At 70.5% G+C, this 23,992-nt stretch carries 26 protein-coding genes and 1 tRNA gene; 13 read left to right on the top strand and 14 right to left on the bottom strand.

What is annotated here, in order from left to right; genetic code table 11:
- Nucleotides 1-34 precede the first annotated feature (34 nt).
- On the top strand, nt 35-1,063 hold the full coding sequence (gene fbaA, locus RS86_RS10520; protein ID WP_045272194.1) for a class II fructose-bisphosphate aldolase: 1,029 nt from the start codon (nt 35-37) through the stop codon (nt 1,061-1,063).
- Between the two features lie 88 nt (nt 1,064-1,151).
- Here the strand turns inward: fbaA and RS86_RS10515 are convergent, their stop codons facing one another.
- Nucleotides 1,152-1,826, bottom strand: a complete 675-nt coding sequence (locus RS86_RS10515) for a zf-HC2 domain-containing protein (protein ID WP_152642138.1) — start codon at nt 1,824-1,826, stop codon at nt 1,152-1,154.
- Nucleotides 1,823-2,326, bottom strand: a complete 504-nt coding sequence (locus tag RS86_RS10510) for a sigma-70 family RNA polymerase sigma factor (protein ID WP_045272193.1) — start codon at nt 2,324-2,326, stop codon at nt 1,823-1,825. Before RS86_RS10510 ends, RS86_RS10515 begins: the two co-directional genes overlap by 4 nt.
- A gap of 245 nt (nt 2,327-2,571) precedes the next feature.
- Here RS86_RS10510 and RS86_RS10505 point away from each other — a divergent pair, with 245 nt between their 5' ends.
- On the top strand, nt 2,572-3,165 hold the full coding sequence (locus tag RS86_RS10505) for a DUF4822 domain-containing protein (RefSeq protein ID WP_082076735.1): 594 nt from the start codon (nt 2,572-2,574) through the stop codon (nt 3,163-3,165).
- A 58-nt stretch (nt 3,166-3,223) separates the two neighbouring features.
- Here RS86_RS10505 and RS86_RS20395 read toward each other — a convergent pair whose 3' ends face one another.
- Complete coding sequence (locus RS86_RS20395; RefSeq protein WP_045272192.1) at nt 3,224-3,787, bottom strand: DUF6264 family protein; 564 nt, start codon at nt 3,785-3,787, stop codon at nt 3,224-3,226.
- On the bottom strand, nt 3,784-4,797 hold the full coding sequence (locus RS86_RS10495; protein ID WP_152642142.1) for a 4-hydroxy-3-methylbut-2-enyl diphosphate reductase: 1,014 nt from the start codon (nt 4,795-4,797) through the stop codon (nt 3,784-3,786). The genes RS86_RS20395 and RS86_RS10495 overlap by 4 nt, the downstream gene beginning before the upstream one ends.
- 131 nt (nt 4,798-4,928) lie before the next feature.
- Between RS86_RS10495 and xseA the strand changes: the two genes are divergently transcribed.
- The 6 genes from xseA to RS86_RS10465 all read left to right on the top strand — a co-directional run bounded on the left by xseA (nt 4,929) and on the right by RS86_RS10465 (nt 10,352).
- A complete protein-coding gene (gene xseA / locus RS86_RS10490; protein ID WP_045272191.1) occupies nt 4,929-6,266 on the top strand; it encodes an exodeoxyribonuclease VII large subunit in 1,338 nt (445 codons plus the stop codon).
- Nucleotides 6,267-6,275: 9 nt separating this feature from the next.
- The gene (locus tag RS86_RS10485) at nt 6,276-6,536 is read left to right on the top strand and encodes an exodeoxyribonuclease VII small subunit (protein ID WP_374954855.1); all 261 of its coding nucleotides are present in this window, start codon (nt 6,276-6,278) and stop codon (nt 6,534-6,536) included.
- Nucleotides 6,533-7,186 carry a DUF4245 family protein gene (locus RS86_RS10480; protein WP_045272190.1) on the top strand — a complete coding sequence of 218 codons (654 nt, stop codon included), beginning with the start codon at nt 6,533-6,535 and terminating at the stop codon, nt 7,184-7,186. Before RS86_RS10485 ends, RS86_RS10480 begins: the two co-directional genes overlap by 4 nt.
- A complete protein-coding gene (locus RS86_RS10475) occupies nt 7,183-7,836 on the top strand; it encodes a carbonic anhydrase (protein WP_045272189.1) in 654 nt (217 codons plus the stop codon). The genes RS86_RS10480 and RS86_RS10475 overlap by 4 nt, the downstream gene beginning before the upstream one ends.
- 42 nt (nt 7,837-7,878) lie before the next feature.
- Nucleotides 7,879-9,276 carry a class II fumarate hydratase gene (locus RS86_RS10470; RefSeq protein ID WP_045272188.1) on the top strand — a complete coding sequence of 466 codons (1,398 nt, stop codon included), beginning with the start codon at nt 7,879-7,881 and terminating at the stop codon, nt 9,274-9,276.
- A 245-nt stretch (nt 9,277-9,521) separates the two neighbouring features.
- Nucleotides 9,522-10,352 (top strand): DUF559 domain-containing protein, encoded by an 831-nt coding sequence (locus RS86_RS10465; protein WP_045272187.1) that lies wholly within the window; start codon nt 9,522-9,524, stop codon nt 10,350-10,352.
- Nucleotides 10,353-10,406: 54 nt separating this feature from the next.
- Here the strand turns inward: RS86_RS10465 and RS86_RS10460 are convergent, their stop codons facing one another.
- The 4 genes from RS86_RS10460 to RS86_RS10445 form a co-directional block, all read right to left on the bottom strand.
- The gene (locus RS86_RS10460; RefSeq protein ID WP_200892787.1) at nt 10,407-10,826 is read right to left on the bottom strand and encodes an ASCH domain-containing protein; all 420 of its coding nucleotides are present in this window, start codon (nt 10,824-10,826) and stop codon (nt 10,407-10,409) included.
- Nucleotides 10,827-11,012: 186 nt separating this feature from the next.
- Entirely contained in the window at nt 11,013-12,332 is a 1,320-nt protein-coding gene (locus tag RS86_RS10455) for a PhoH family protein (RefSeq protein ID WP_235281755.1), read from the bottom strand.
- Nucleotides 12,333-12,533: 201 nt separating this feature from the next.
- Nucleotides 12,534-13,658, bottom strand: coding sequence for an aminotransferase class V-fold PLP-dependent enzyme (locus RS86_RS10450; RefSeq protein ID WP_045272186.1), 1,125 nt, complete (start codon nt 13,656-13,658; stop codon nt 12,534-12,536).
- A 48-nt stretch (nt 13,659-13,706) separates the two neighbouring features.
- Nucleotides 13,707-14,492, bottom strand: a complete 786-nt coding sequence (locus RS86_RS10445) for an isoprenyl transferase (RefSeq protein ID WP_045272185.1) — start codon at nt 14,490-14,492, stop codon at nt 13,707-13,709.
- Between the two features lie 93 nt (nt 14,493-14,585).
- Here RS86_RS10445 and trhA point away from each other — a divergent pair, with 93 nt between their 5' ends.
- On the top strand, nt 14,586-15,323 hold the full coding sequence (gene trhA / locus RS86_RS10440; RefSeq protein WP_045272184.1) for a PAQR family membrane homeostasis protein TrhA: 738 nt from the start codon (nt 14,586-14,588) through the stop codon (nt 15,321-15,323).
- Between the two features lie 22 nt (nt 15,324-15,345).
- Here trhA and RS86_RS10435 read toward each other — a convergent pair whose 3' ends face one another.
- A complete protein-coding gene (locus RS86_RS10435; RefSeq protein ID WP_045272183.1) occupies nt 15,346-15,609 on the bottom strand; it encodes a hypothetical protein in 264 nt (87 codons plus the stop codon).
- Between the two features lie 92 nt (nt 15,610-15,701).
- Between RS86_RS10435 and RS86_RS10430 the strand changes: the two genes are divergently transcribed.
- Together RS86_RS10430 and greA are read left to right on the top strand one after the other, a co-directional pair.
- Nucleotides 15,702-16,088, top strand: coding sequence for a DUF4307 domain-containing protein (locus RS86_RS10430; protein ID WP_045272182.1), 387 nt, complete (start codon nt 15,702-15,704; stop codon nt 16,086-16,088).
- A gap of 94 nt (nt 16,089-16,182) precedes the next feature.
- Nucleotides 16,183-16,671, top strand: a complete 489-nt coding sequence (greA, locus tag RS86_RS10425) for a transcription elongation factor GreA (RefSeq protein WP_045272181.1) — start codon at nt 16,183-16,185, stop codon at nt 16,669-16,671.
- An 83-nt stretch (nt 16,672-16,754) separates the two neighbouring features.
- Here greA and ilvA read toward each other — a convergent pair whose 3' ends face one another.
- Nucleotides 16,755-17,990 carry a threonine ammonia-lyase gene (gene ilvA, locus RS86_RS10420; protein ID WP_045272180.1) on the bottom strand — a complete coding sequence of 412 codons (1,236 nt, stop codon included), beginning with the start codon at nt 17,988-17,990 and terminating at the stop codon, nt 16,755-16,757.
- Nucleotides 17,987-19,183 carry an AI-2E family transporter gene (locus RS86_RS10415; protein ID WP_045272179.1) on the bottom strand — a complete coding sequence of 399 codons (1,197 nt, stop codon included), beginning with the start codon at nt 19,181-19,183 and terminating at the stop codon, nt 17,987-17,989. The genes ilvA and RS86_RS10415 overlap by 4 nt, the downstream gene beginning before the upstream one ends.
- Nucleotides 19,184-19,281: 98 nt before the next feature.
- Here RS86_RS10415 and RS86_RS10410 point away from each other — a divergent pair, with 98 nt between their 5' ends.
- Nucleotides 19,282-20,592 carry a winged helix-turn-helix domain-containing protein gene (locus tag RS86_RS10410; RefSeq protein WP_052680215.1) on the top strand — a complete coding sequence of 437 codons (1,311 nt, stop codon included), beginning with the start codon at nt 19,282-19,284 and terminating at the stop codon, nt 20,590-20,592.
- 19 nt (nt 20,593-20,611) lie between these two features.
- Here the strand turns inward: RS86_RS10410 and RS86_RS10405 are convergent, their stop codons facing one another.
- From RS86_RS10405 to RS86_RS10395, 3 genes are all read right to left on the bottom strand, one after another.
- Complete coding sequence (locus RS86_RS10405) at nt 20,612-21,190, bottom strand: LemA family protein (RefSeq protein WP_045272342.1); 579 nt, start codon at nt 21,188-21,190, stop codon at nt 20,612-20,614.
- A gap of 81 nt (nt 21,191-21,271) precedes the next feature.
- The gene (locus tag RS86_RS10400) at nt 21,272-22,585 is read right to left on the bottom strand and encodes a D-arabinono-1,4-lactone oxidase (protein WP_045272177.1); all 1,314 of its coding nucleotides are present in this window, start codon (nt 22,583-22,585) and stop codon (nt 21,272-21,274) included.
- Complete coding sequence (locus RS86_RS10395) at nt 22,582-23,826, bottom strand: alanine racemase (RefSeq protein WP_045272176.1); 1,245 nt, start codon at nt 23,824-23,826, stop codon at nt 22,582-22,584. The genes RS86_RS10400 and RS86_RS10395 overlap by 4 nt, the downstream gene beginning before the upstream one ends.
- Before the next feature lie 66 nt (nt 23,827-23,892).
- On the opposite strand from RS86_RS10395, the gene RS86_RS10390 reads away from it, so the two are divergent.
- Nucleotides 23,893-23,965: transfer RNA gene (locus tag RS86_RS10390), tRNA-Leu, on the top strand.
- Nucleotides 23,966-23,992: the final 27 nt, after the last annotated feature.

Here is a 23,992-nt window from a genome sequence, read left to right as displayed (position 1 = left end):
GCACAGACCCCCGTCGTCCAGCACAGGAGAAGCCATGCCCGTTGCCACCCCGGATCAGTACGCCGAGATGCTCGACCGCGCGAAGGCAGGTGGCTTCGCCTACCCGGCTTTCAACGTCTCCAGCTCGCAGACCATCCACGCCGTGCTGCAGGGTCTGACCGAAGCCGGCTCGGACGGCATCATCCAGGTCACCACCGGCGGCGCCGACTACTTCGCCGGTCAGACCGTCAAGGCCCGCGCCACCGGCGCGCTCGCCTTCGCGAAGTTCGCCACCGAGGTCGCGAAGTCCTACCCGGTCACCGTGGCGCTGCACACCGACCACTGCCCGAAGGACGCCCTCGCCGGCTTCGTCGAGCCGCTCATCGCCGCTTCCGAGGAAGAGGTCAAGGCGGGCCGCAACCCCATCTTCCAGTCGCACATGTGGGACGGCTCGGCGGTGCCGCTCGCGGAGAACATCGAGATCGCCCGCGATCTCCTCCCCCGCATGAAGGCGATCAACGCGATCCTCGAGGTCGAGATCGGCGTCGTCGGCGGCGAGGAGGACGGCGTCGCGCACGAGGGCTCGAACGAGGCGCTCTACACGACGTTCGCCGACGTCGACCAGGCCGTTCAGGCGCTGGGACTGGGCGAGCAGGGCCGCTACATCGCGGCGCTCACCTTCGGCAACGTGCACGGCGTCTACAAGCCGGGCGGCGTGAAGCTCCGTCCCGAGCTGCTCGGCGAGATCCAGCAGCAGGTCGCCGCGAAGTACGGCACGGGCGCCAAGCCGCTCGACCTCGTCTTCCACGGCGGATCCGGCTCGACCGACGCGGAGATCGCCCTCGCGGTCGCGAACGGCGTGGTGAAGATGAACATCGACACCGACACCCAGTACGCGTTCACGCGCTCGATCGCCGGCTACATGTTCAACAACTACGACGCCGTCCTGAAGGTCGACGGCGAGGTCGGCAACAAGAAGGTCTACGACCCGCGCGCCTGGGGCAAGGTCGCCGAGACCGCGATGGCGCAGCGCGTCCTCGAGTCGACGCGCCAGCTCGGCTCCTACGGCCAGTCGAAGAGCTGACGACCGGCACAGTCGCACCGGCATTCAGGAGCGCCGCGGGGATCCCTCCCCGCGGCGCTCCTGTCGTTCGGCGGATCAGCGGCCCGGTTCACCCCGATGACGAACCGTGGCCGATGTCCTGGCGCAGGATGACGGTGCCCGCGGTGTTGCGGATCTCGACCGTGCGGATGTCCGCCAACGGCTGCGCGGTTCCCGCCGAGAGCGTCGCGGTGCGTCCGGGATCCGCCTTCCAGGTCGAGAGGTCGGTGCTCTTCCCGTCGTCCCCGACGACGGTGAGGACGTAGGTCCAGCCCGCATCGGGAGCGCCCGCGGCGTAGAGGCAGGCCATGTCGATCTTCGTCCCCCAGGCGACGGGGGTCAGTGAGATCGTGGCGCTCAGGGGTACGGCGCCTGCTCCCTTCAGCGCCACCGAGACCGCCGGCCGCGGAGCGAGCGCGACGATCGTGACCGGCACGGCGATGGCGAGCGCGGCCGCGATGCCGACACCGGTCCACAGCGCGCGGCGCCGGGAGCTCCGCCTGGCCCGGGCGATCGACAGCAGCTTCGGCCCCGCAGGGTCGACGTCATCGGTGCCGATCCGCGCCGCGTCGTCCGCGTGCACGCGCGAAAGCAGACCCACGGCGGGGACGAGCTCTGCGAGCGCCGTGCGGCATTCCGCGCAGACCGCGAGGTGCGCCTCGTACTGCGCGCGGTCCGCCGCGGACAGCGCGCCCATCGCATAGGCGGCATCCCATGTCGCGAACGGATCCGGATCCACGCTCACCGGATCACCCCTCTCTCCTGCAGCGCGAGCCTCAAGGCCCGCAGTCCGTAGTGCATCCTGGACTTCACCGTGCCGCCCGGAATCCCTAGCTCGGTCGCGATCTCGTCGACGCTGCGACCTCGGTAGTAGCCGGCGACGATCACGGCGCGATGCTCGGGGCTGAGGTCTGCGAGCGCGTCCTCGATGAGGATCGCGTCGAACAGCCGGTCCGTGACGTCGCCCGAGACGCGCTCGGGGACCTCCGCCATCGGATGCTCGTGGCGCCGCCTGGCGCTGCGCGCCTCGTCGATGACCAGGTGACGGGCGACCGTGAACATCCACGCCCGGGTGGTCGTCACCTCCTGCTCCAGGATCCGTGGCGTGCGCCAGGCGCGCAGCAGCGTCTCCTGCACCACGTCGTCCGCCGAGGCACTGCTCCCGGTGAGGTGCACGACGTACCGGCGGATCGGTCCCGCGTGCACGTCGTAGAGCGCCGTCAGCCGTTCGTCGTCGTCGTCCACAGTCGCCTCCTCACAGGGAAACGAGGCCCGTGCCCCGGAGGTTCACCGGCGGGTGGGCCCTGGTCCGCATCGCCGCGAACCCCGATCCCCGAGGCGTCTTGCTCTCAGTATGGTCGCTGCGCTCTTCTTCGAGCCGTTCGATCCGACCGGCGGCGTCCGTCACCGAGGGATCATCCGGTCGGCGACGCCCGAAGTAGCCGATCGGCTGATGCGGGGCCCGTGGTCGGATTTCTAACGTGGAGGGCATGAACATCTCCCTCTCGCGCAGGCTCATCGCCGCCTCGACCATCGCCCTCGCCGCCGTCGCCGTCGTCCCCACGATAGCCGCCGCGGAAGCCCCCGCCGCCGCGGTCTCCGCCCCCTTCGCGAAGAAGGTCCTGACCCCGTCCGAGACGCTCGCGTCCACCCCGTGGAAGACGACGAGCGCACGCGACGCCCAGGGCGACCGCGTCGCGCTGGACGACCCGGCAGTGTCGAACTTCGTGGGCTGGGCCTACTTCAAGGCCGATGGCACGTTCACGATGTACAACCTCGACGACAGCCCGAAGATGCACGGCGACTGGAGCGTCGCGGCCGACGGCTCGTCGCGCTGGATCGCCGCCAAGGATGCGAACGGAGCGGTGCTGTTCCAGCGGGTCGTGCCGATTGTTCAGCTCGACAAGAACGTCTTCACCTACCGCGTGTTCCCGAACGCGGCCGACCAGAGCGTGTACTACGACATCGTGCACACCAAGACCAACCACGTCGAGCCCGGCACCGGCGGCCGCGGTCCCGGCGCGCACGGCGGCCACGGCGCCGGAAACGGCGACTACCACTTCAACAACGGCAACGCGCACTGATCCACGGATCAGGATGAGCCCGGTTCCTCACAGAGCCGGGCTCTTCGCGTCCGAGGACCTACTTCTGCAGCTGCCCGTTCAGGTACGAGATCACAGCCGGATCCGCGAAGAACGGCACCATCAGGCAGACCGCCGCCAGCATCCCGAACACGATGCCGCCCGCGACCGGGAGCCACCACGTGAGCTTGCCGCGCCGCAGCCTGGCCACCGACCAGGCGGCGGTCGCGATCCAGCCGACGATCAGGACGACGCCGGCGACGATGCCCCAGGTCCGCGCCTGCCCGTAGTTCGTGAACGTGCCGGAGATCCCCATGGCCTGCATCAGGGTCGTCAGGAGCGAAGACGGATTGAGGTAGGTGATGACCGTGGTGATCACGTTCCAGAGCCCGTAGGCGAGCAGCGCGATCGACGCCATCCGATCGACCGGGTGCGCCGGGCGCTCCCCCGCCGCCTCCGCGGGAGCCGTAGGGGTCACGGGCTGAGCGGCGGGCGCCGTCGGCGGAATGTGCACGGCGGGCGGCGGCACCAGTGGCCGTCCCGCTCGCCTGCTCTGCTCCTCCGGCGTCGCGTACTCGCCGAAGGCAGGCCGGCGCGGCTGCTCCACAGAACCGGAATCGGTCATCGGCTGCGTCCGCCCAGTGCCCGCTCGTCGCGCTGGCCAGAGACGTCCTGGCGGAGCTCCTTCGGCAGCGAGAACATCAGATCCTCCTCCGCCGTGCGCACCTCCTCGACGTCGCCGTATCCCGCCTCGGCGAGCGCCTGCAGCACCTCCTGCACCAGCACCTCCGGCACGGAGGCACCGCTCGTCACACCGACCGTCGTGACGCCATCGAGCCACTCCTGTCGCACCTCGTCCGCGTAGTCCACGCGATACGCGGCCTTCGCGCCGTACTCGCGCGCCACCTCGACCAGGCGCACGCTGTTGGAGGAGTTGGCGGATCCGACCACGATCACCAGATCCGCGTCTGCGGCGACCTTCTTGATCGCGACCTGACGGTTCTGGGTGGCGTAGCAGATGTCGTCGGACGGCGGATCCTGCAGCTCCGGGAAGCGCGTGCGAAGCCGGTTCACGGTCTCCATGGTCTCGTCGACCGAGAGCGTGGTCTGCGAGAGCCAGACGACCTTGGACGGGTCGCGCACCTCGACGATGTCGGCCTCCGCCGGGGAATTCACCACGGTGACGTGATCAGGGGCCTCGCCGGCGGTGCCCTCGACCTCCTCATGGCCGTCGTGGCCGATGAGCAGGATCTCGAAGTCGTCGCGGGCGAAGCGCACGGCCTCGCGGTGCACCTTGGTCACCAGCGGGCAGGTCGCGTCGATCGCGTGCAGGTGGCGGTCCTCCGCCGCGGAGACGACCATCGGCGAGACGCCGTGAGCGCTGAAGACGACGTGCGACCCCTCGGGGATCTCGTCCACCTCGTCGACGAAGATGGCGCCCTGATCCTCGAGCTCGGTGACCACGTGGATGTTGTGCACGATCTGCTTGCGCACGTACACCGGGGCGCCGTAGCGCTGCAGCGCCTTCTCCACCGCGACCACGGCGCGGTCGACGCCGGCGCAGTAACCGCGCGGCGCGGCGAGCAGCACGCGCTTGCGCCCCTCGACGGGACGGTCCTGGAGCGGCTCGCGCACGGCCGTGGGGCGGCGGCGAGGGATCTGCGGCACGGGCAGCGCGACGGGAGAACTCACGCCCCGATTCTACCGGCGGCGTCCTGACAGCCGGCCGGGATCCGGCAGATGGCCATTGCTACGCTGGGGAGGCGATGACCGTCTTCGAAGCAGCCTCCGTGCCCGGTGAGGCCCCGCCCGCCGATTCCGTCGCGCCGCGCGAGTCCTCCGCGGACGCCCCGACCTCGATCGCGAGGCTGAACGCCACGATCCGCGACTTCGTGGCGCAGTGGGGCACGGTCTGGGTCGAGGGCGAGATCACGAGCTGGAACGTGCGGGCCGGCAACATCTTCGCGCGCCTCAAGGACACCCGCTCCGACGCGCAGATCTCGATCCGGGTGTGGTCGAGCGTGCGGGCGCGGATCCCCGCCGATCTCGCCGTCGGCGACCACGTGATCGCGGCGGTCAAGGCCGACTACTTCGTCAAGGCGGGCGACTTCAGCTTCACGGTGTCGGCGATGAAGCACGTCGGCCTCGGCGACCAGCTCGAGCGCCTCGAGCGGCTGCGCGCACAGCTGCGCCAGGAGGGTCTCTTCGACCCTTCCCGCAAGAAGCCGCTCCCCTTCCTCCCCCACGTGATCGGACTGATCACGGGCGAGAACTCCGACGCCGAGAAGGACGTGCACCGCAACGCCGAGCTGCGCTGGCCGCAGGTGCGCTTCCGCACCGTGCACGCCGCGGTGCAGGGCGATCGCTGCGTGCCCGAGACCCTCGCCGCGCTCAAAGTGCTCGACGCGGATCCCGACGTCGACGTCATCGTCATCGCCCGTGGCGGCGGGGATCCGCAGACCCTGCTCGGCTTCAGCGACGAGCGCCTGGTGCGGGCGGTCGCCGCGGCGACCACGCCCGTGGTCAGCGCGATCGGTCACGAGAACGACCACCCACTGCTGGACGACGTGGCGGACCTGCGCGCCTCGACTCCGACCGACGCCGCCAAGAGGGTCGTGCCCGACCTGGGTGAGCAGCGCGCGCTCGTCGCCCAGCTGCGGGCCCGCGCGACGACCAGGGTGTCGCAGCGCATCTCACATGACATCGCCCAGCTCGAGCAGCTGAGGTCGAGACCCGTGCTGCGGGATCCGGAACCGCTCATCGAGCGCCGCGCGCAAGAGGTGTGGCTGCTCGCCGCCCGCTCCCGCGACACGCTGGGACGTGCGGTCGACGCGGCGGGAAGACGCACGGCCGAGCTGCGCGCGTCGCTGCGCGCGCTGTCGCCCGCCGCCACCCTCGCCCGCGGATACGCGATCGCTCACCGCGAGGACGGACTGATCGTGCGCGACGCGGCAGACGCTCCCGCCGGCACCGTCCTCACCCTCACCGTCGACCGCGGCTCGCTGCGCGCCGTGTCGGAGGGGGAGATCGCCGAGGCCGACGTCGCCGAAGCCCCGGGATCGGGCTCCGCCGCACCGGACGAGGGCTCCGACGCGCGCCGGTAGGATGGAGGCGTGACTGTGTCGAACGAGCCGTCCGCCTCCGCAGGGAGCTCTGCGCCGACCGTCGCTGATCCCGCCGCCCTCAGCTTCGAGCAGGCGAGAGACGAACTGGTCCGCGTCGTCGCCGAGCTCGAGCAGGGAGCCCCGACGCTCGAGCAGTCGCTCACCCTGTGGGAGCGCGGCGAGGCTCTCGCCGCACGCTGCGAGGAATGGCTGCTCGGCGCGAAGCGCCGCCTGGACGCGGCCCGCCCCTCCGAGGGGGACGCGCGATGAGCCGCACCCCGAAGCATGCGCCCGTCGTCGCCGAGCTCGGCCGCCCGGAGACCGCGCAGGAGACCGCCGACCGCAAGGCCGCATCCTCCGCCGCCTACCGCTCCAGCCAGACGTTCCGCGGCCTCATCGCCGCGCTCATCGCGACCGTCGGCGTCGTCCTGCTGATCGTGCTCATCGTGCCGCGCGGCGACTTCACGGGATCCAACGCCGTGGACCTTCCCGCCGCCGCCAAGAACGCACAGAGCACCTTGAACCGCCCGGTCCTGCTGCCGACCCCGCCCAACAACTGGCGGGTCAACAAGGCCGTCCTGATCGACGGCAAGCCCGTCGTGTGGGACATCACGGTCGCGCCCCAGGCGGACGACGCCCGAGGCTACGCGCACGTCGCGCAGGCGTTCGACGCCGACGCGGACTGGGCCGCCACCCCGCTGCGCGGCACCTCCTCGAAGGGCACCGTTAAGATCGGCGGCCGCTCCTGGGACGAGTACGTGATCCCGAATCCCGACTCGGCCGCGAACATCAACTACGCCCTCGGCACGCAGGTCGGCAAGGACTACGTCCTCGTCTACGGCGCTCTGGGCAAGGCGGGCACGGCGGAGCTGGTCGCCAAGATCAGCCCGCAGGTCGACCAACTCGAAAGCGGACGATGACCGACAGCACCACGCTGACCCCCGACGAGGCCTGGCAGCTCATGAGCGAGGGGAACCGGCGCTTCGTCGCGGGCGACCCGGAGCACCCCAATCAGGACGTCGGCAAGCGCCACGAGCTCGTGGACGGGCAGGCGCCGCTCGCGACACTGTTCGGCTGCTCCGACTCGCGCCTCGCGGCTGAGATCATCTTCGACAAGGGCCTCGGCGATCTGTTCGTGGTGCGCAACGCAGGGCAGGTCCTCGGCGAGTCGATCGTCGCGAGCCTGGAGTACGCCGTGGCGATCCTCGGCGTGCCGCTCATCGTGGTGCTCGCGCATGACAGCTGCGGCGCCGTGCGCGCCGCGATCGACGGCACGGCGATCGACGCCGCTCCGCTCCCCCCGCACATCTGGCGGCTCGTCGCCCCGATCGTGCCGGCCGCCCGGAAGGTGCTCGCCGAGCACGGCGGATCCACCGTGGCCGAGATCGACGCGGAGCTCGTGGGACAGGAGCACCTGCGCAACACCGTGCGCGACCTGCTGCAGTCCTCGGAGCTGATCTCCCAGGCCGTCGCCGACGGCAAGCTGGGCATCGTCGGCGCCAACTACCGACTGAACGAGGGCACGGCCGTGCCCATCGTCACCGTGGGCCTCAGCGACGCCCACGCCTGAACATCCCCCCTCATCACCCCCGTCACATCTGGAGGAACAGCAGTGACCGACAACGAGCAGTACCGCATCGAGCACGACACCATGGGCGAGGTGCGCGTGCCCGTGAACGCTCTGTACGGGGCGCAGACGCAGCGCGCCGTGGAGAACTTCCCGATCTCGGGCAAGGGCCTGGAGTCGACGCAGATCGCGGCTCTCGCCCGGATCAAGAAGGCCGCCGCGCTCGCCAACAAGGAGCTCGGCACCCTCGACGGCGCCATCGCCGACGCGATCGCCCAGGCGGCGGACGAGGTCGCAGAGGGCAGGCACGACGGCGAGTTCCCGGTCGACACCTACCAGACCGGATCCGGCACGTCCTCGAACATGAACATGAACGAGGTGCTCGCCACTCTCGCGACCCGGATCCTGGGCGCGACCGTGCACCCGAACGACCACGTGAATGCGTCGCAGTCGTCGAACGACGTCTTCCCGACCTCGGTGCACATCGCCGTCACCCAGGCGCTCATCGACACCCTCATCCCCTCGCTCGACCATCTCGCGGTCGCGCTCGAGGCGAAGGCGGTGCTGTGGAAGGACGCGGTCAAGTCCGGCCGCACCCACCTCATGGATGCCACCCCGGTCACCCTCGGCCAGGAGTTCGGCGGCTACGCCCGCCAGATCCGCCTCGGCATCGAGCGCGTGCAGGCGGCCCTCCCGCGCGTCGCCGAGGTCCCCCTGGGCGGCACCGCGGTCGGCACCGGCATCAACACGCCGCTCGGCTTCCCGCAGAAGGTCATCGCGCTGCTCGCGGCCGAGACCGAGCTGCCGATCACCGAGGCCAAGGACCACTTCGAGGCCCAGGCCAACCGCGACGGCCTCGTCGAGGCGTCGGGTGCGCTGCGCACGATCGCGGTCTCGCTGACCAAGATCAACAACGACCTGCGCTGGATGGGCTCCGGCCCGAACACGGGTCTCGGCGAGCTGCACATCCCCGACCTGCAGCCCGGCTCCTCGATCATGCCGGGCAAGGTCAACCCGGTCGTCCCCGAGGCCGTGCTCATGGTGTGCGCCCGCGTGATCGGCAACGACGCGACCGTCGCCTGGGCCGGCGCCTCCGGCTCGTTCGAGCTGAACGTCGCGATCCCCGTCATGGGAACCGCGCTGCTCGAGTCGATCCGCCTGCTCTCCAACGCCGTGCGCGTGCTCGCCGACAAGACGGTCGACGGCCTGCAGGCCAACATCGAGCGCGCGGCCGCGTTTGCGGGCATGAGCCCGTCCATCGTGACGCCGCTGAACAAGCTCATCGGCTACGAGGCCGCGGCGAAGATCGCCAAGCACGCGGTCGCCAAGGGCATCACCGTCCGCGACGCCGTGCTCGACCTCGGCTACGTCGAGCGCGGCGAGCTGACCCTCGAGCAGCTCGACGCCAAGCTCGACCTGCTGTCGATGACGCACGCCGGCTGAGCCGGATCCGCTCGCGCGGAAGCCGCGGTCCCTTCGGGGCCGCGGCTTCCGTCGTTCTCGGGGGGGTGTTTGCACGACCCGGACACGGATGCACGACCATTTCCCCGGATCCGTCGTGCATCCGTTCCGTGATCGTGCATTTGCCCCTTCCACGTTCGTCCTCCCCCACCGGACTCCGGACCGAACATTCCCCGGATCGCGGAGATACGCCCCCACGAGGTCTGTGCGGGCGACAGGGTGAGGGGATGCTGGATCCTTCGACCACACTCGCCCGCCTGGGCGGCATCGCCCGTGGCACGCAGCTGCAGCGCCTGGGGCTCAGCCGAAGAGCGTTGGCCGAAGAGGTCGCGCAGGGCCGGATCCGACGGATCCGCCCGGGTGTCTTCGCCGTCCCCGCCCTGTCCATCGATGTCGCCGCGGCGGCGGGGCACGGCGGAGCGATGACCTGCGGGTCTGCGCTCCGCCATCATGGCGTGTGGGTACTGGACGATCCCGAGACGCTGCACGTCTGGCTCGGCCGCAACGGCAGGATCCATCCCCATCCGGGTTGCGTCTGCGTCGCCCACTTCTTCGAAGGGCCGACCCGGTTCGGAGTGGTCGACATCGAGACGGCGCTCCTGCATCTGTACCGATGCGGGGGCGACGAGGCGTTCTTCGCCTCCTTCGAGTCCGCCTGGCGCCGCGGGCAGCTGCCACGCACAGCCCGGAATCGAGTCCGGGATGCGCTCCCCGACGTGGCTCGATGGCTCGTGGACGTCGCGCGTGGAGATGCAGACAGCGGGCTCGAATCGCTGGTGCGACTGCGCCTGCACCTCCTCGGGATCCGACTCGACTGCCAGGTGCGGATCCGCGGGGTCGGAAAAGTGGACTTCGTGATCGCGGGGCGTCTGATCCTGGAGGCGGACGGCAAGAAGAATCATGATGGCCGCTCCGCGCGGCACAAGGACCTGGTGCGAGATGCCGCGGCATCCCGGCTCGGGTACGAGACTCTCCGTTTCGACTATGCGCAGATCCTCTACGACTGGCCCACTGTTCAGGCCGCGATCCTCGCCGCCCTCACCCGACTTGCTGACTGACTCCGCCCTGGCCTCAGAGGTTTCGCCGGACCTCGGGGCCTGACACGGGACGGGTCAGGCCGGGACGACCCGGAAGCGAACGAGCACGGCGAGGGTGTCATCGTCAACCGTGAAGGACGGATCTCCGACCGACGAGCGGTACTCGACGCCGTGCCAGAAGCGTTCGTGGCCGGCGCGCCACTCCGCGACGGTCTCGAACCCCTCGCCTTCGGCGATGGCATGCGCGAGATCCACGTCGCCGACTCTGGCGATCGTCACCTCCGTGATCTGCTCGACCGCGATCCGATCGCCAGCGGAATCCACGATCGCAGAGTGCTCGCCGACAGACGGCATAGCCTCGCCCTCGAGCTCGTAGTCCACCACGAGACTCGTCGTCGCTGTCTTGTCTCCTCGCAGGATCGCCGCGATCAAGCTGTCGCGCAGAGGGCCGGGGAACGCGTACTCGGAGACGGGGAGATGATCGATCGAGGTCACGTCCCCACCCTACGGTCGGCGCCCGCTCACCCACTGACCCGCCCTCCCGACCGGAGCCCGCAGAATGGCCAGCGCACCTGCACGATCCGTGAACACCTGCACGACGGATCCAGCGAATCAGTCGTGCATCCGTGCCCGGATCGTGCAGGTGCTCACGGCATAGTAAAACCGGACACCCGCCTGTCGTCAGCTCAGCTCGCCGCCCTCCAGGAGCTCCGTGACCAGCGCCGCGATCGCGGAGCGCTCGGAACGCTGCAGGGTGACGTGGCCGAAGAGGCTGTGCCCCTTCAGCGTCTCGATCACGCTCGCGATGCCGTCGTGGCGGCCCACTCGCAGGTTGTCGCGCTGACCCACGTCGTGGGTGAGTACGACGCGGGAGTTCTGCCCCATGCGGCTCAGCACGGTGAGCAGCACGTTGCGCTCGAGCGACTGCGCCTCGTCGACGATCACGAAGGCGTCGTGCAGCGAGCGTCCGCGGATGTGCGTGAGCGGAAGCACCTCGAGCATGCCGCGCGCGATGATCTCCTCGACGACGTTGCCGGAGACGACGGATCCGAGAGTGTCGAAGACCGCCTGACCCCAGGGGCTCATCTTCTCGTCCTTATCGCCGGGCAGGTAGCCGAGCTCCTGGCCGCCGACGGCGAACAGCGGCCGGAAGACGATGATCTTCTTCTGCTGCTGCCGCTCGAGCACCGCCTCCAGGCCCGCGCACAGGGCGAGGGCCGACTTGCCGGTACCGGCGCGACCGCCGAGCGAGACGATGCCGACGTCGGGGTCGGACAGCAGATCGATCGCGATGCGCTGCTCGGCCGAGCGCCCGTGCAGGCCGAACACCTCGCGGTCGCCGCGGACCAGCGCGTACTCGCCGTCGCCCGTGACCCGGCCGAGGGCGGAGCCGCGCTCCGAGTGGATGATGAGGCCCGTGTTGACCGGGAGTCCGATCGCCTCCTCGCTCGTGCCGACCTCGCTCTCGTAGAGGTCGCTCATCTCGTCGCCGGAGAGCGAGATCGAGCTGATCCCGGTCCAGCCCGAGTCCACCGCCTGCTCGGCCAGGTACTCCTCGGCGTTGATGCCGAGGGAGGCTGCCTTGACCCGCATCGGCAGATCCTTCGAGACGACCGTGACGTCCTGCCCGTCCTGGGAGAGATGCATCGCGACGGCGAGGATCCGGCTGTCGTTGTCGCCGAGGCGGATGCCGCTGGGCAGCACCGTCTGGTCGGAGTTGTTCAGCTCGACGCGCAGCGTGCCGCCGTCGCCGATCGGGACCGGGAAGTCGAGCCGGCCGTGCTCGACGCGCAGTTCGTCGAGGTGGCGCAGCGCGCGTCGGGCGAAGTACCCGAGCTCGGGATCGTGGCGCTTGCCCTCCAGCTCGCCGATCACGGCGACCGGCAGGACGATGGAGTGCTCGGCGAAGCGGAAGAACGCCTGCGGATCCGACAGCAGCACGGACGTGTCGAGCACGTAGGTCTTCAGATCCTGATCGAGCGTTGCACCCCCTTCGCTCACGGCGGTGGTGCGGGTGGTGCTCTTCAGTGCGGTACGTGCGGCCACAACGCTCTCCCGACCCGGGGATTCCCGGTACTAGGCGAGTCGACCAGGGCCACGAGTCGCGATCCTTGAGGCCGACTCGATCGGACGCCGTGTCCGATGCCATGAACGTACGACTCCCCACCGACATCGCGCAGGAAGGACACGCGCTCTTCTCGGTTAAGGGCGGGTGAACTCTCGCGCATCGGCGAGAGCGGCGTCGAACAGGCCGAGCGTCTCGGCGCTCGTGCCGGCATGCGGCGCGACCCGCACGGCCCCCGCCCGCACCGTCACCTGGATGCCGGCCGCGGCGAGCGCGTCCCCGACCCGCTGCGGATCCGCGGGCACGAGCACCACGATGCCGGCGCGCTCCGCGGGCGCCCGCGAGGACACCACCTCGATCCCGTGCCGATCGGCGATGTCCAGCAGCGCATCGACGTTGCGGGACAAGCGCCCGGCGATGGCGCCGACCCCGACGTCCTGGATCTCGGTGGCGGCGGCCGCGAGACGTCCCGCCGCGAGCGGATCCGGCGCGCTGACCGCGTACGCCTGCGCCGAGAGGGCGGGATCCGGCAGCGCGTCGGTGGGAAGGCCCGCAGCGGCGGTCGCGATCCGGCCGCTGAGCACAGGACGGATCCGCTCGCGGGCGCGATCCGTGAACCGCGCGAAGCCGGTGCCGCGTCCCGCCCGCAGCCACTTGTAGCCGTGCCCGACGACGACGTCGGCGACCGCCCAGTCCTCGTCCACAACACCGAAGGACTGTACCGCGTCGACGATGAGCAGCCGGTCCTCGCCGAGCACCTCGCGGAGGGCGGCGAGATCGGCGCGGTACCCCGAGCGGAAGTCGACATGGCTCACGACGAGCGCCGTCACGGCGGGGTTCAGCGCCTCGGCCACGGCCGCGGCCGTCACGCGGGTGCCGGCCGGTGCGATCCAGCGCGGGGCGAGACGGCCGCCCGACGCTGCCGCCGCGCGCTCGAGGGTGATCGTGACGCTCGGGAACTCGGCCGCGGAGGCGACGACCGCGCCGTCGAGCCCCGCGAGCGCCTGCTGCAGGGCGTGCGTCGACGAAGGATGCACCGTGACCTCGTCCGGAGCGGATCCGAGCAGCCCCGCCACCGCCGCCTGCGCCTCAGCCGTCCGCCCGGCGGTCGCGGCGATGCCCTCGGCGCGCCCCGTCGCGAGCAGGTCGGCATCGTCGGCCAGAGCGGTGCGCGCGGCCGGGGACATCGGTCCGAAGGCGGCCCAGTTCAGATAGCCCGGATCCTCGCGGAACGTGGCGGTGTAGTCGTCGATCGCGCCCATCCCGCCAGTCTGACACGCAGCACACGCGCTCCTGGCGCCGCTCGCCGCTCAGCGGCCGAAGCGGCGGTCGCGGTCGGCGTAGTCGCGGATGGCGCGGAGGAAGTCGACCTGCCGGAGGTCCGGGCCGAGGGCCTCGACGAAGTAGAACTCGCTGTGCGCGCTCTGCCACAGCAGGAAGTCGCTGAGCCTCTGCTCTCCGCTCGTGCGGATGACGAGATCCGGATCCGGCTGGCCGCCGGTGTACAGGTGCTCGCCGATCATCTCCGGGGTGAGGTTGGCCGCGAGGTCCTCCAGCGTGCCGCCAGACGCGTCGTGCTGCGCGAGGATCGAGCGCACGGCGTCGACGATCTCGTTGCGCCCGCCGTAGCCGACCGCGAGGTTCACGTGCAGCCCGGTGTGGTCCCGGGTGCGCTCCTCGGCCTCGGCCAGCACCCGGGCGAGCTCTGCGGGCAGGATGTCGGCGCGCCCCACGTGCTTGACGCGCCAGTTTCCCTCGCGGGAAAGACTGTCGGCGAGTTCGCCGATGATCTCGATGAGGTCGGCGAGCTCCGCCGAATCGCGCTTGCCCAGATTGTCCGCGGACAGCAGGTAGAGGGAGACCACCCGGATGCCGAGCTCATCGCACCAGCCGAGGAACTCGCGCATCTTCGCGGCTCCCGCCCTATGGCCGTGCGCGGGGGTCGCGTAGCCCAGCTGCCGGGCCCAGCGGCGGTTGCCGTCGATCATCATGGCGATGTGGTGCGGCATCGTCGCGGGATCCAGCCGTCGCCGCAGGCGTCGGGAGTACAGCCGATAGAGGGGGCCATTCCCTGGCTGCTCGGACCGTGCGCTCACTCCCCTACGCTACCGCGCGGACGCGATCCGGCCGTCATGTCATCCAGGGGATATGTACGGTTTGAGGCATGGGCGGACGCCTAGAGTTCAACCATGCGCAGAGCGACCCGATCCGCTGCACCCGACGTCCCCGAACTGCCCCTCATGGAGGCGGCCGAGCACGACGCGCAGATCGAGATCAAACCGACGTGGCGGGGCTGGATCCACGCCGGCACGTTCCCGGTGGCGATCGCGGCCGGCATCGTGCTCATCGTGCTCGCCCACGGCACGGTCGCGAAATGGGCCGCCGTGGTGTTCATGATCACCTCGCTGCTGCTGTTCGGCAACTCGGCGCTGTACCACCGCTTCAATTGGAAGCCCAGGACCAAGTCGATCCTGAAGCGGATCGATCACGCGAACATCCTGCTGCTGATCGCCGGCACCTACACCCCTCTCGCGACGCTCGCTCTGCAGCCGGAGAAGGGCGTCCTGCTGCTCGTGCTGGTCTGGTCGGGAGCGCTCCTGGGGATCCTGTTCCGGGTCTTCTGGATCAACGCCCCGCGCTGGCTGTACGTCGCGCTCTACCTGCTGCTCGGCTGGGGCGCGATCATGTACGTCGTCGACCTGGTCAACGCGAACGTCGCGATGATGGTGCTCGTCTGCGTCGGCGGCCTGCTCTACACCGGCGGCGCCATCGTGTACGCGCTCAAGAAGCCCAACCCGTGGCCCGGCAAGTTCGGCTTCCACGAGATCTTCCACGTGTGCACCGTGCTGGCGTTCCTCTGCCACTGGACGGCGTGCCTGCTCATCTCCCTGGCGCCGCTGCAGCCGTCGCTGGGCCTGCCCGGCTGAGCCGCCCGGCTCCTCCGAGCCGTCAGGGCTTCGGCGCGCCCGCGTCGCCCTCACCGTCAGCGGCACCGCCCTGGGCGGCCTCTTCGGCGTCGAGCTCGGCGCGCACCTCTTCGCGGTAGCGCACGCGACGGATCCGCCGCTGCATGTCCCAGATCAAGAGGACCGCGAAGACGACGACCACCGCGACGATCACGAAGCCCACGGGGCCCGGGGTGACCAGGTTCGGGTCGACCGTCGGGGTCGGAGTGGGGGTGGCCGCCGCAGCGGCAAGGATCGCCTCGATCATCTCTCAGCCTTTCTGGGCACGGCCCGTTCGGGCCCCTGGCCTCCCGCGGGATAACCTGGAACCTCAAGCCTAACGATCGGAAGCACCCCGCCGTGACGACCCCCGCCCAGCTCGACGAGCGCTACGGCCGCGGACCCCGCCGCCGCCTGCCGATGGTCCTCACGATCGCGGCCGCGGCGATCGTCGTCGGTGTCTTCGGCTGGTGGACCTGGCAGGGCTCCGCGGACACCGTGGACGTGACGGGAACGGGCTTCCGCCTCGTCGACGACCACAGCGTGACCGTGAACTTCCAGATCACGGCGCCCACGAACCGCCCCGTGCACTGCATCGTGGAGGCTCAGGACGAGGAGTTCGGAATCGTCGGCTGGCGACTCGTCTCCTACCCCGCCTCGGAGAAGCATTCCAGGGCGTTCACGGAGCATGTCCCGATCGTCTCGGCCGCGACGACGGGTTTGGTGAACTCCTGCTGGGTGTCCTAGGCTCATCGTGTTGATCGACGCCCCGGCAGGAGCCGGGGCGTCTTGGCATATCCGGGACGTTCCGTTCTCGGATCCGATTCGCAAGGAGTTCGCCGTGTCGAACGACGCACAGGTCCCCTTCCTCACGCAGGAGGCGTACGACCGCCTGGTCGCGGAGCTGGAGAACCTCTCCACGGTCGGCCGCGAGGAGATCGCCAAGCGCATCGAGCTCGCGCGCGAGGAAGGCGACCTCAAGGAGAACGGCGGCTACCACGCCGCCAAGGACGAGCAGGGCAAGATGGAGGCGCGCATCCGCACGCTCGAGCTCCTGCTGAAGTCGGCCAAGGTCGGCGAGGCCCCGGCCAGCCGCGGCATCGTCGAGCCCGGCACCGTCGTGACCGCGACCGTCGCGGGCGGCGAAGAGGTCTTCCTCCTCGGCAGCCGCGAGATCGCCGGTGGCACCGACCTCGACGTGTACAGCGAGGCGAGCCCGCTCGGATCCGCGATCCAGGGCCTCAAGGTCGGCGAGAAGACCTCCTACGAGGCGCCCAACGGCCGCTCGATCGAGGTCGAGATCCTGAAGGTCGAGACCTTCGCGGGCTGACCGCATCCTGCAGACGACGAACCCGCCGCGCCATCGAGGGCCGGCGGGTTCGTCGTATCAGGAACGTTCTGCGCGATCGATCGTCAGTCCTGCACGACGATCGGCTCGAAGCCCGCCGCGCGCAGCGTGTCGAGGGTCAGCTCCGAGTGCTCGGGGCCGCGCGTCTCGACGCTGAGCTCGAGGATGACGTCGTTGATCTGCAGTCCGTGGCCGTGGCGCGTGTGCATGGCCTCGATCACGTTGGCGCCGGCATGCGCGATGAGCTCGGACACCCGGGCGAGCTGGCCGGGGCGGTCGGGCAGCGGGATGCGCAGCGTGAGATAGCGGCCAGAGGCCGCGAGTCCGTGCGACACGACGCGCTGCAGCAGCAGCGGGTCGATGTTGCCGCCGGAGAGCACGGCCAGCGTGGTGCCGCTCGCGTGCACCTTTCCGGCCAGGATCGCCGCGACGCCCACCGCGCCCGCAGGCTCGACCACGACCTTGGCCTGCTCCAGGAGCAGTAGCAGGGCGCGGGCGATGTCGTCGTCGCTGACGGTCACGACCTCGTCGACGAGCTCGGCGATCATCGCGAAGGGCACGTCGCCAGGGCGCGCCACGAGGATGCCGTCCGCGATCGTCGGCTGCGTCGTGATCTCGACGGGATGACCCGCGGCGAGCGACGGACCCATCGCGGCGGCGTTCTCCGCCTGCACGCCGATCACTCGCACCGTGCGCCCCTGCTCGGCCGCGCGCGCCTTGACGGCCGCGGCGACGCCGGCGATCAGTCCGCCGCCGCCGATGCCGACGAGGATCGTGTCGACGTCCGGCACGTCCTCGACGAGCTCGAGGCCGAGCGTGGCCTGCCCCGTCACGATGTCGCGGTGGTCGAACGGCGGGATCAGCACCGCGCCGGTGCGCTCGGCGAACTCGGCCGCGAGGCGCAGCGACGTGGCCACCGTCTCGCCCTCGAGCACGACCTCGGCGCCATATCCGCGGGTCGCGAGCAGCTTGGGCACCGGCACGCCCATGGGCATGAAGATCGTGGCGGGGATCCCCAGTGCCTGGGCCGCCAGGGCGACGCCCTGGGCATGGTTGCCGGCGGACGCGGCGACGACGCCGCGGCTGCGCTCCTCCGCGGTCAGCCGGGAGAGCCGGTGCACCGCACCGCGGATCTTGAACGACCCCGTGCGCTGCAGGTTCTCCATCTTCAGCATCACGGGCGAGCCGAGCACCTTCGTGAGTGCGACCGAGGGCAGCGTCGGAGTGCGCACGATCACGCCGTCCAGGCCGTCTGCCGCCTGCCGGATCTCGGCGAGGGTGGGGATCGTGTCGTTCGTCATCGCTTGCTCCTTCTCCGCGCCCGGGGCACGGTCTGCCAGATGTAATCGCCATCCGGGGCGGCGCCGGTGCGCCACGCACCGGAGTTGATGGTCACGGCGGCCACGTTCACGAACGCCGCGAGCGGCACCGCGAACAGGGCGCCGGGGATCCCGGCGATTAGGGCGCCGCCTGCCACGACGAGCACCACGGCGAGCGGGTGCACCTTGACGGCGGATCCCATCAGGATCGGCTGCAGGAGGTGCCCCTCGATCTGCTGCACCGCGAGCACCACGATCAGCATCCAGAGCGCGATCCATGGCCCGTTGTAGACGAGGGCGAGGAACACCGCGAGCGCTCCCGTGACGACCGCGCCGACGATCGGGATGAAGGAGCCGAGGAAGACCAGCACGGCGACGGGGACGGCCAGCGGCACGCCCAGCAGGAACGCGCCGAGGCCGATGCCGACGGCGTCGATGAAGGCGACCAGCATCTGCGTGCGCGCATAGTTGATCACTGTGGCCCAGCCGTTGCGGGCCGCCGCGTCGACGGCGGTGCGCGACGCCTTCGGGAACAGCTTCAGGGTCCATCGCCAGATCCCGCCGCCGTCCGCGAGCAGGCAGAGCAGGATGAACAGCGTCAGCACCGCGCCGGTCGCGACGTGGCCGAAGGTGGTCCCGACCGCGATCGCCCCGCTCTTCAGCAGCTCGCCCTGCTCGCTGAGGAACGTCACGGCCTGGTCGAGCAGATCCTGGATCTGCTTCGCCGTCAGGTGCAGCGGACCGTCGAGGAGGAACTGCTGGAACTGCGCCCAGGCCGCGACCGAGCGCGACTGCACCCCGTCCCATTGCTGGGTGATCTGCCAGATCGCGAGCCACAGCAGGCCGCCCACGATCGCGAGCGTGCCGATGAGCGCCACCACGATCGCGAGCCAGCGCGGCCAGCGCGCCCGCAGCATGGTGCTGAACGCGGGCCAGAGCAGGGCCGTGAGCAGGATCGCGACCATCAGCGGGATGACCAGGATCTTGAACAGCATGACCAGCCAGATCACGACGCCGAGCGCGGCGGCGATCACCAGCAGGCGCCAGGCGTAGGAGGTGGCGATGCGCAACCCTGACGGCAGGGATCGCTGCACGTCGTCGCGCACATCGACATGGCCGGTGACGGTGCGCTGGCGGATGAGATCGCGCAGCCGGGGCGTGCTGTCCTCGCTCATCGGCCCAGTCTACGGGCGCGGCATGGGCCGTCTCGTCCGTGCGACGGCGCCGCCGACGGACTCCGTCGATGTCGGCGGCTGTCGATACGCTGACCGACGTGACAGCATCCACGGCCGGCCCCTCCCCCGTCGACACGCTGAGCGCCGGCGAAGCCAGGCGGATCGCGCTGGCCGCGCAGGGGTTCTCCCGGCGACGGCCGGCGGATCCGGGCGTGCGCCACCTGCACACGGCGATGGCGCGCATGGGCGTGCTGCAGATCGACTCCGTGAACGTCTTCGCGCGCTCGCACTACCTGCCGCTGTTCTCGCGTCTGGGCGCGTACGACCCCGCTCTGCTGGAGCGGGCGTTCCTCTCGCGCCCGACGGCGGCACGCTCCGGCCGGTACACCGAGTACCTCGCGCACGAGGCGACCTTCCTGCCGGTCGAGGACTGGCCGCTGTGGGGCTTCCGTCGCGAGGCGTTCCGCGCCAAACGTGGCGAGTTCTGGGGACGCACCTCGTCGGCCCGCACGCTGGACTGGGTCCGCTCCGAACTGCAGGAGCGGGGTCCCTCACGCCCTGCCGAGATCCGCGGCGACGCCCCGGGCGGCAAGGGCGGCTGGTGGGAGTGGGACGACGTCAAGCACGCCCTGGAGTACCTCTGGCGCGTCGGCGAGGTCGCGATCGCGGGGCGCGACGGCTTCGAGCGCCGCTACGCCCTCGCGGAGCACGTGGTGCCGGCAGATCTCCTCGGACGCGATCTCGACCGCCCCACCGCGATCGGCGAGCTCGTGCGCCGGGCGGCCAGGGCGCACGGGGTCGCGACCGCGGCGGACATCGCCGACTACTACCGCGTCAAGGACCGCGCGCTGATCCTCGGCGCGATCGACGACCTCGTGGAGCAGGGCGAACTGGAGCCCGTCCGGGTGCGCGGGTGGGAGCGCGGCGGGCGGCCCCTTCCGGCCTGGCGGCACGTCGATGCCGTCCTGCCGCGCCGGATCGACACGACGGCGATCCTCACTCCGTTCGATCCGGTCGTCTGGTTCCGTGATCGCGCGCTGAGGGCGTTCGCCCTGGACTACCGGATCGAGATCTACACCCCCGCCGACAAGCGCCGCTACGGCTACTACTCGCTGCCGGTGCTGGTCGGCGACCGGATCGCCGCCCGGGTGGACCTCAAGGCCGATCGCGCCTCGGGCACGCTGCGCGTGCAGTCCGCGTGGTGGGAGCCGCAGGCGCGCCCGGCCCACGACGTCGAGCCCATCGCCGCCGAGCTGCGCGCGGCCGCCGCCTGGCAGGGGCTCGAGCACGTCTCGGTGTCCGGCTGGGGCGACGCCTCGGCCGCCCTCGCCGATGTGCTCGACGGACACTCCGCACGAGTACTCCGGCACGATGTGGGCCGGACGGATCAGGTGCCGCTCGGGGCCTGACCGCCCCGAAAGCGGCGTGTCAGAACTGCACGCGCGGCGGCTCTGCGATGGCGGCGCCGTCGGCCACCTCGAAGAACTCGCGCTCGGTGAAGCCGAGGTTGCGGGCGAACAGGTTGTTCGGGAACACCTTGATCTTGGTGTTCAGCTCGCGCACGCCGCCGTTGTAGAACCGGCGAGAGGCCTGGATCTTGTCCTCGGTGTCGACGAGCGCGGCCTGCAGCTGCAGGAAGTTCTGGCTGGCCTGCAGCTGCGGATACGCCTCGGCCACGGCGAAGAGGCTCTTCAGCGCCTGCTGCAGATGGCCCTCGGCAGCTCCGGCCTCACCGGGGCTGGAGGCGGAGAGCGTCTCGGCGCGGGCGCGCGTGACGTTCTCGAACACCGCCTTCTCATGCGCGGCGTAGCCCTTCACCGTGTCGATGAGGTTGGGGATCAGATCGGCGCGACGCTTGAGCTGCACCGTGATGTCGCTCCACGCCTCGTCGACGCGGACCCCGAGCTGCACGAGCGAGTTGTACGTGGCCCACAGATAGATGCCGATGGCGACGATCAGAACGACGATCACACCGACGACGACGAGCACTGGCACGAGAACATCCACGGACGACAACCCCCTAGCAGACGCGGTTTCGGCTCATCCTATCCCGGCATCCTCCGTGTTCGCCGGGCTGCCAGCGAACGGTCAGGCACCGAGAACGCGCTCCAGATAGCGGTTGCCGAACCGGCGCTCCGGATCCAGCTGGTCGCGCAGTGCGAGGAAGTCGTCGAAGCGCGGATAGCGTTCCCGGAGCTGATCGGCGCCCAGCATGTGCAGTTTGCCCCAGTGCGGCCGTCCGCCGTGCGCGAGGCAGATCTGCTCGACCGCGTCGAAGTACTCTCGGGGGTCGTGGCGCCAGTACCGGTGCACCGCGAGGTAGGCCGAGGCGCGCTCGTGCGCCGTGGACAGCCAGCGGTCGTCGGCCGCCGCGAAGCGCACCTCGATCGGGAACTCGATGCGCCACCCGCGCTTCGCGATGAGCGCCTTCACGGCGCGGAACACAGGCACGATCTGGTCCTGCGGGAGCGCGTACTCCATCTCGCGGAAGCGCACCGTGCGGCTCTGCGTGAGCACGCGATGGGAGAGATCGGTGTACTCGCGGTCCCCCGTGAGCTTCACCGCGAGCCTGCTGAACGGCGGCGTGATCGCCGGAACGGCCACACCGCCCGCGCAGACGGCCCGGTACACGCCGTTCGAGAGCAGCGTCTCATCGATCCACCTGCCGACCTTCGGCAGCGGACGGCGCACCACCGACTCCGGGAGCCGCTCCGTGGTCTTCGTGAGTGCCACGTCGGTGTGCGGGAACCAGTAGAACTCGTAGTGGTCCGCCGCGGCCACGCGCTCGTGCACGCTCTCCAGCACCTCGTCCAGCGGGACCGGCGCATCGATCGCGTGCATCACGAACGCGGGCACGCACTGCAGCGTGACCTCGACGAGGATCCCGAGCGCGCCGAGGCCGAGGGCCACGGCGGGCAGCATCTCGGTGTTCCGGGTCTCGTCGACGCGGAGGAACTCCCCCGCGGCGGTGATCAGCGTGGCGCCGACGACCTGGGCGGCGATGCCGCGGAAGCCCGCGCCCGTGCCGTGGGTTCCCGTGGAGATGGCCCCGGAGATCGACTGGCGGTCGATGTCGCCGAGGTTCTCCATGGCGAGCCCATAGGGCGCGAGCAGCGCAGGGATCCGGTGCAGACGGGTGCCGGCGAGCAGGGTGACGCGCCCTCGGGCCTCGTCCGCGGACACCAGTCCCTGCAGATCGTCGAGTTCCAGCAGCACGTCGGGCGCGACCGCCACCCCGGTGAAGCTGTGGCCGGCGCCGACCGCCTTCACGCGCAGGTTCTGGGCCGCGGCGGCGAGCACCGCGCGCTGCACGCCCTCCGGGGTCCGAGGACGCTCCACCCTGATCGGCCGGACCGACGCCGAACGACCCCAGTTCTGCCAGGTTCCCCCGGGTCGTGTCATAGGAACGCCTTCCCCTCACCGCGATACGTGGGCAGCTCTGCGACGACGCGATCGCCGTCCACCAGGTGGTAGCTCAGGATCCGCTCTGCCGGCTCACCGCTCTTCGCATGCCGCAGCCAGACGCGGTCGCCGATCCGGAGCGTGCGAGCGGCCTCGCCGCGCAGCGGCGTCTGCACCTCGCCCGCGGCCTCCCGCGGCGCCGTCTGCAGGCCCTGCGGCCACACGGGTGCGGGCTGGCGCGATGCCACCGGGGGCCCGGACGCGATCCATCCGCCGCCGAGGATCGTCGCGATATCGGGTGCGGGCCGGCGCACCACATCGAAGGCGATCGCGCTGGCGGGCGCCGGAGCGAAGGCCCGGTAGCCGTCGAAGAGGTGTCCGGCGAGCAGCCCGCTCCCGGCCGTGATCTCGGTGAGGACGGGATCGGATCCGGTGTACTCGAGGGATCCCGTCCCTCCTCCGGTGACGAATTCGAGGGGCACGAGCGCCCGCACCGCCTCGACGATGCGCGTGCGACGCTCGCGCAGCTCCTGGCGCGACTGCGCCTGCACGGTCCGGATCAGGGTGTCCCCGCTGCCGGTGTCGTCGCCCTGTCCTGCGATCTGCGCCTCGTACATCTGCAGACCGACCAGGTGGAACCCGTCGCGCTCGGCGGCCCGACGGGCGAACCGGGCGACCTCGTCCGGAGTGTGCAGCGGCGAGCGGAAGACGCCGATGTGGCCGAGTGCGGGGGCGCGCCAGGAGGCGTCGGCGTCGATCGCGATGCGCACCCGGGGGCGTCCGGCGGGTGCGACGACCGCGTCGATGAAGTCGAGCTGGGATTCGTCGTCGACCATGAGGGTGATCCGCGCGCTGGCTCGCTCATCGGTGAGCAGCCGTTCGAGGCTCTGACGGTCGGCGGTCGGATAGGCGAGCACGATGTCGTCATGGTCCTCGGCGAGCCAGAGCGCCTCGGCCAGGGTGAACGCGAGCAGACCGCGGTAGCCCGGCACTCTGAGAACGGCGTCGATGACTTCCCGCACGCGCACCGACTTCGTCGCGATCCGGATCGGCAGCCCGCCGGTGCGCACCACCATGTCCATCGTGTTGTAGCGGAGCGCCTCGAGGTCGATGACGGCGACCGGCGCGGGCAAGTGCGCCGTGGCCTCGGTCAGCCTCGGCCACCATCGGGCCGGATCCTCCCAGGCGTGCGCAGTGGGACGGGGGGTCGCATGGCCCTGATCGGCGATGAGCTCGAGCACTCCCCCACCCTATTGGCTCCGAGTCAACATCGCTCACGGTGCCGCGCTCGCTAGGCTCAATGGGCGGCCCCCGTAGCCCAACGGCAGAGGCAGGCGACTTAAAATCGCTTCAGTCTGGGTTCGAATCCCAGCGGGGGCACCGATGCGCGCGCCGCTGATCGCCGTT

The sequence above is a fragment of the Microbacterium azadirachtae genome (genome assembly GCF_000956505.1).
GTDB classification, from domain to species: domain Bacteria; phylum Actinomycetota; class Actinomycetes; order Actinomycetales; family Microbacteriaceae; genus Microbacterium; species Microbacterium azadirachtae_A.
The sequence above is the reverse complement of the archived record's forward strand: the minus strand, read 5'-3'. Positions and strand labels throughout refer to the sequence as shown.

Excerpts from the sequence above, each read along its gene's own strand:
- fbaA (WP_045272194.1), top strand. The coding sequence starts at position 35 with ATGCCCGTTGCCACCCCGGATCAGTACGCCGAGATGCTCGACCGCGCG.
- RS86_RS10505 (WP_082076735.1), top strand. The coding sequence starts at position 2,572 with ATGAACATCTCCCTCTCGCGCAGGCTCATCGCCGCCTCGACCATCGCC.
- RS86_RS20395 (WP_045272192.1), bottom strand. The coding sequence starts at position 3,787 with ATGACCGATTCCGGTTCTGTGGAGCAGCCGCGCCGGCCTGCCTTCGGC.
- xseA (WP_045272191.1), top strand. The coding sequence starts at position 4,929 with ATGACCGTCTTCGAAGCAGCCTCCGTGCCCGGTGAGGCCCCGCCCGCC.
- RS86_RS10480 (WP_045272190.1), top strand. The coding sequence starts at position 6,533 with ATGAGCCGCACCCCGAAGCATGCGCCCGTCGTCGCCGAGCTCGGCCGC.
- RS86_RS10475 (WP_045272189.1), top strand. The coding sequence starts at position 7,183 with ATGACCGACAGCACCACGCTGACCCCCGACGAGGCCTGGCAGCTCATG.
- RS86_RS10465 (WP_045272187.1), top strand. The coding sequence starts at position 9,522 with ATGCTGGATCCTTCGACCACACTCGCCCGCCTGGGCGGCATCGCCCGT.
- RS86_RS10450 (WP_045272186.1), bottom strand. The coding sequence starts at position 13,658 with ATGGGCGCGATCGACGACTACACCGCCACGTTCCGCGAGGATCCGGGC.
- trhA (WP_045272184.1), top strand. The coding sequence starts at position 14,586 with ATGCGCAGAGCGACCCGATCCGCTGCACCCGACGTCCCCGAACTGCCC.
- RS86_RS10435 (WP_045272183.1), bottom strand. The coding sequence starts at position 15,609 with ATGATCGAGGCGATCCTTGCCGCTGCGGCGGCCACCCCCACTCCGACC.
- ilvA (WP_045272180.1), bottom strand. The coding sequence starts at position 17,990 with ATGACGAACGACACGATCCCCACCCTCGCCGAGATCCGGCAGGCGGCA.
- RS86_RS10415 (WP_045272179.1), bottom strand. The coding sequence starts at position 19,183 with ATGAGCGAGGACAGCACGCCCCGGCTGCGCGATCTCATCCGCCAGCGC.
- RS86_RS10400 (WP_045272177.1), bottom strand. The coding sequence starts at position 22,585 with ATGACACGACCCGGGGGAACCTGGCAGAACTGGGGTCGTTCGGCGTCG.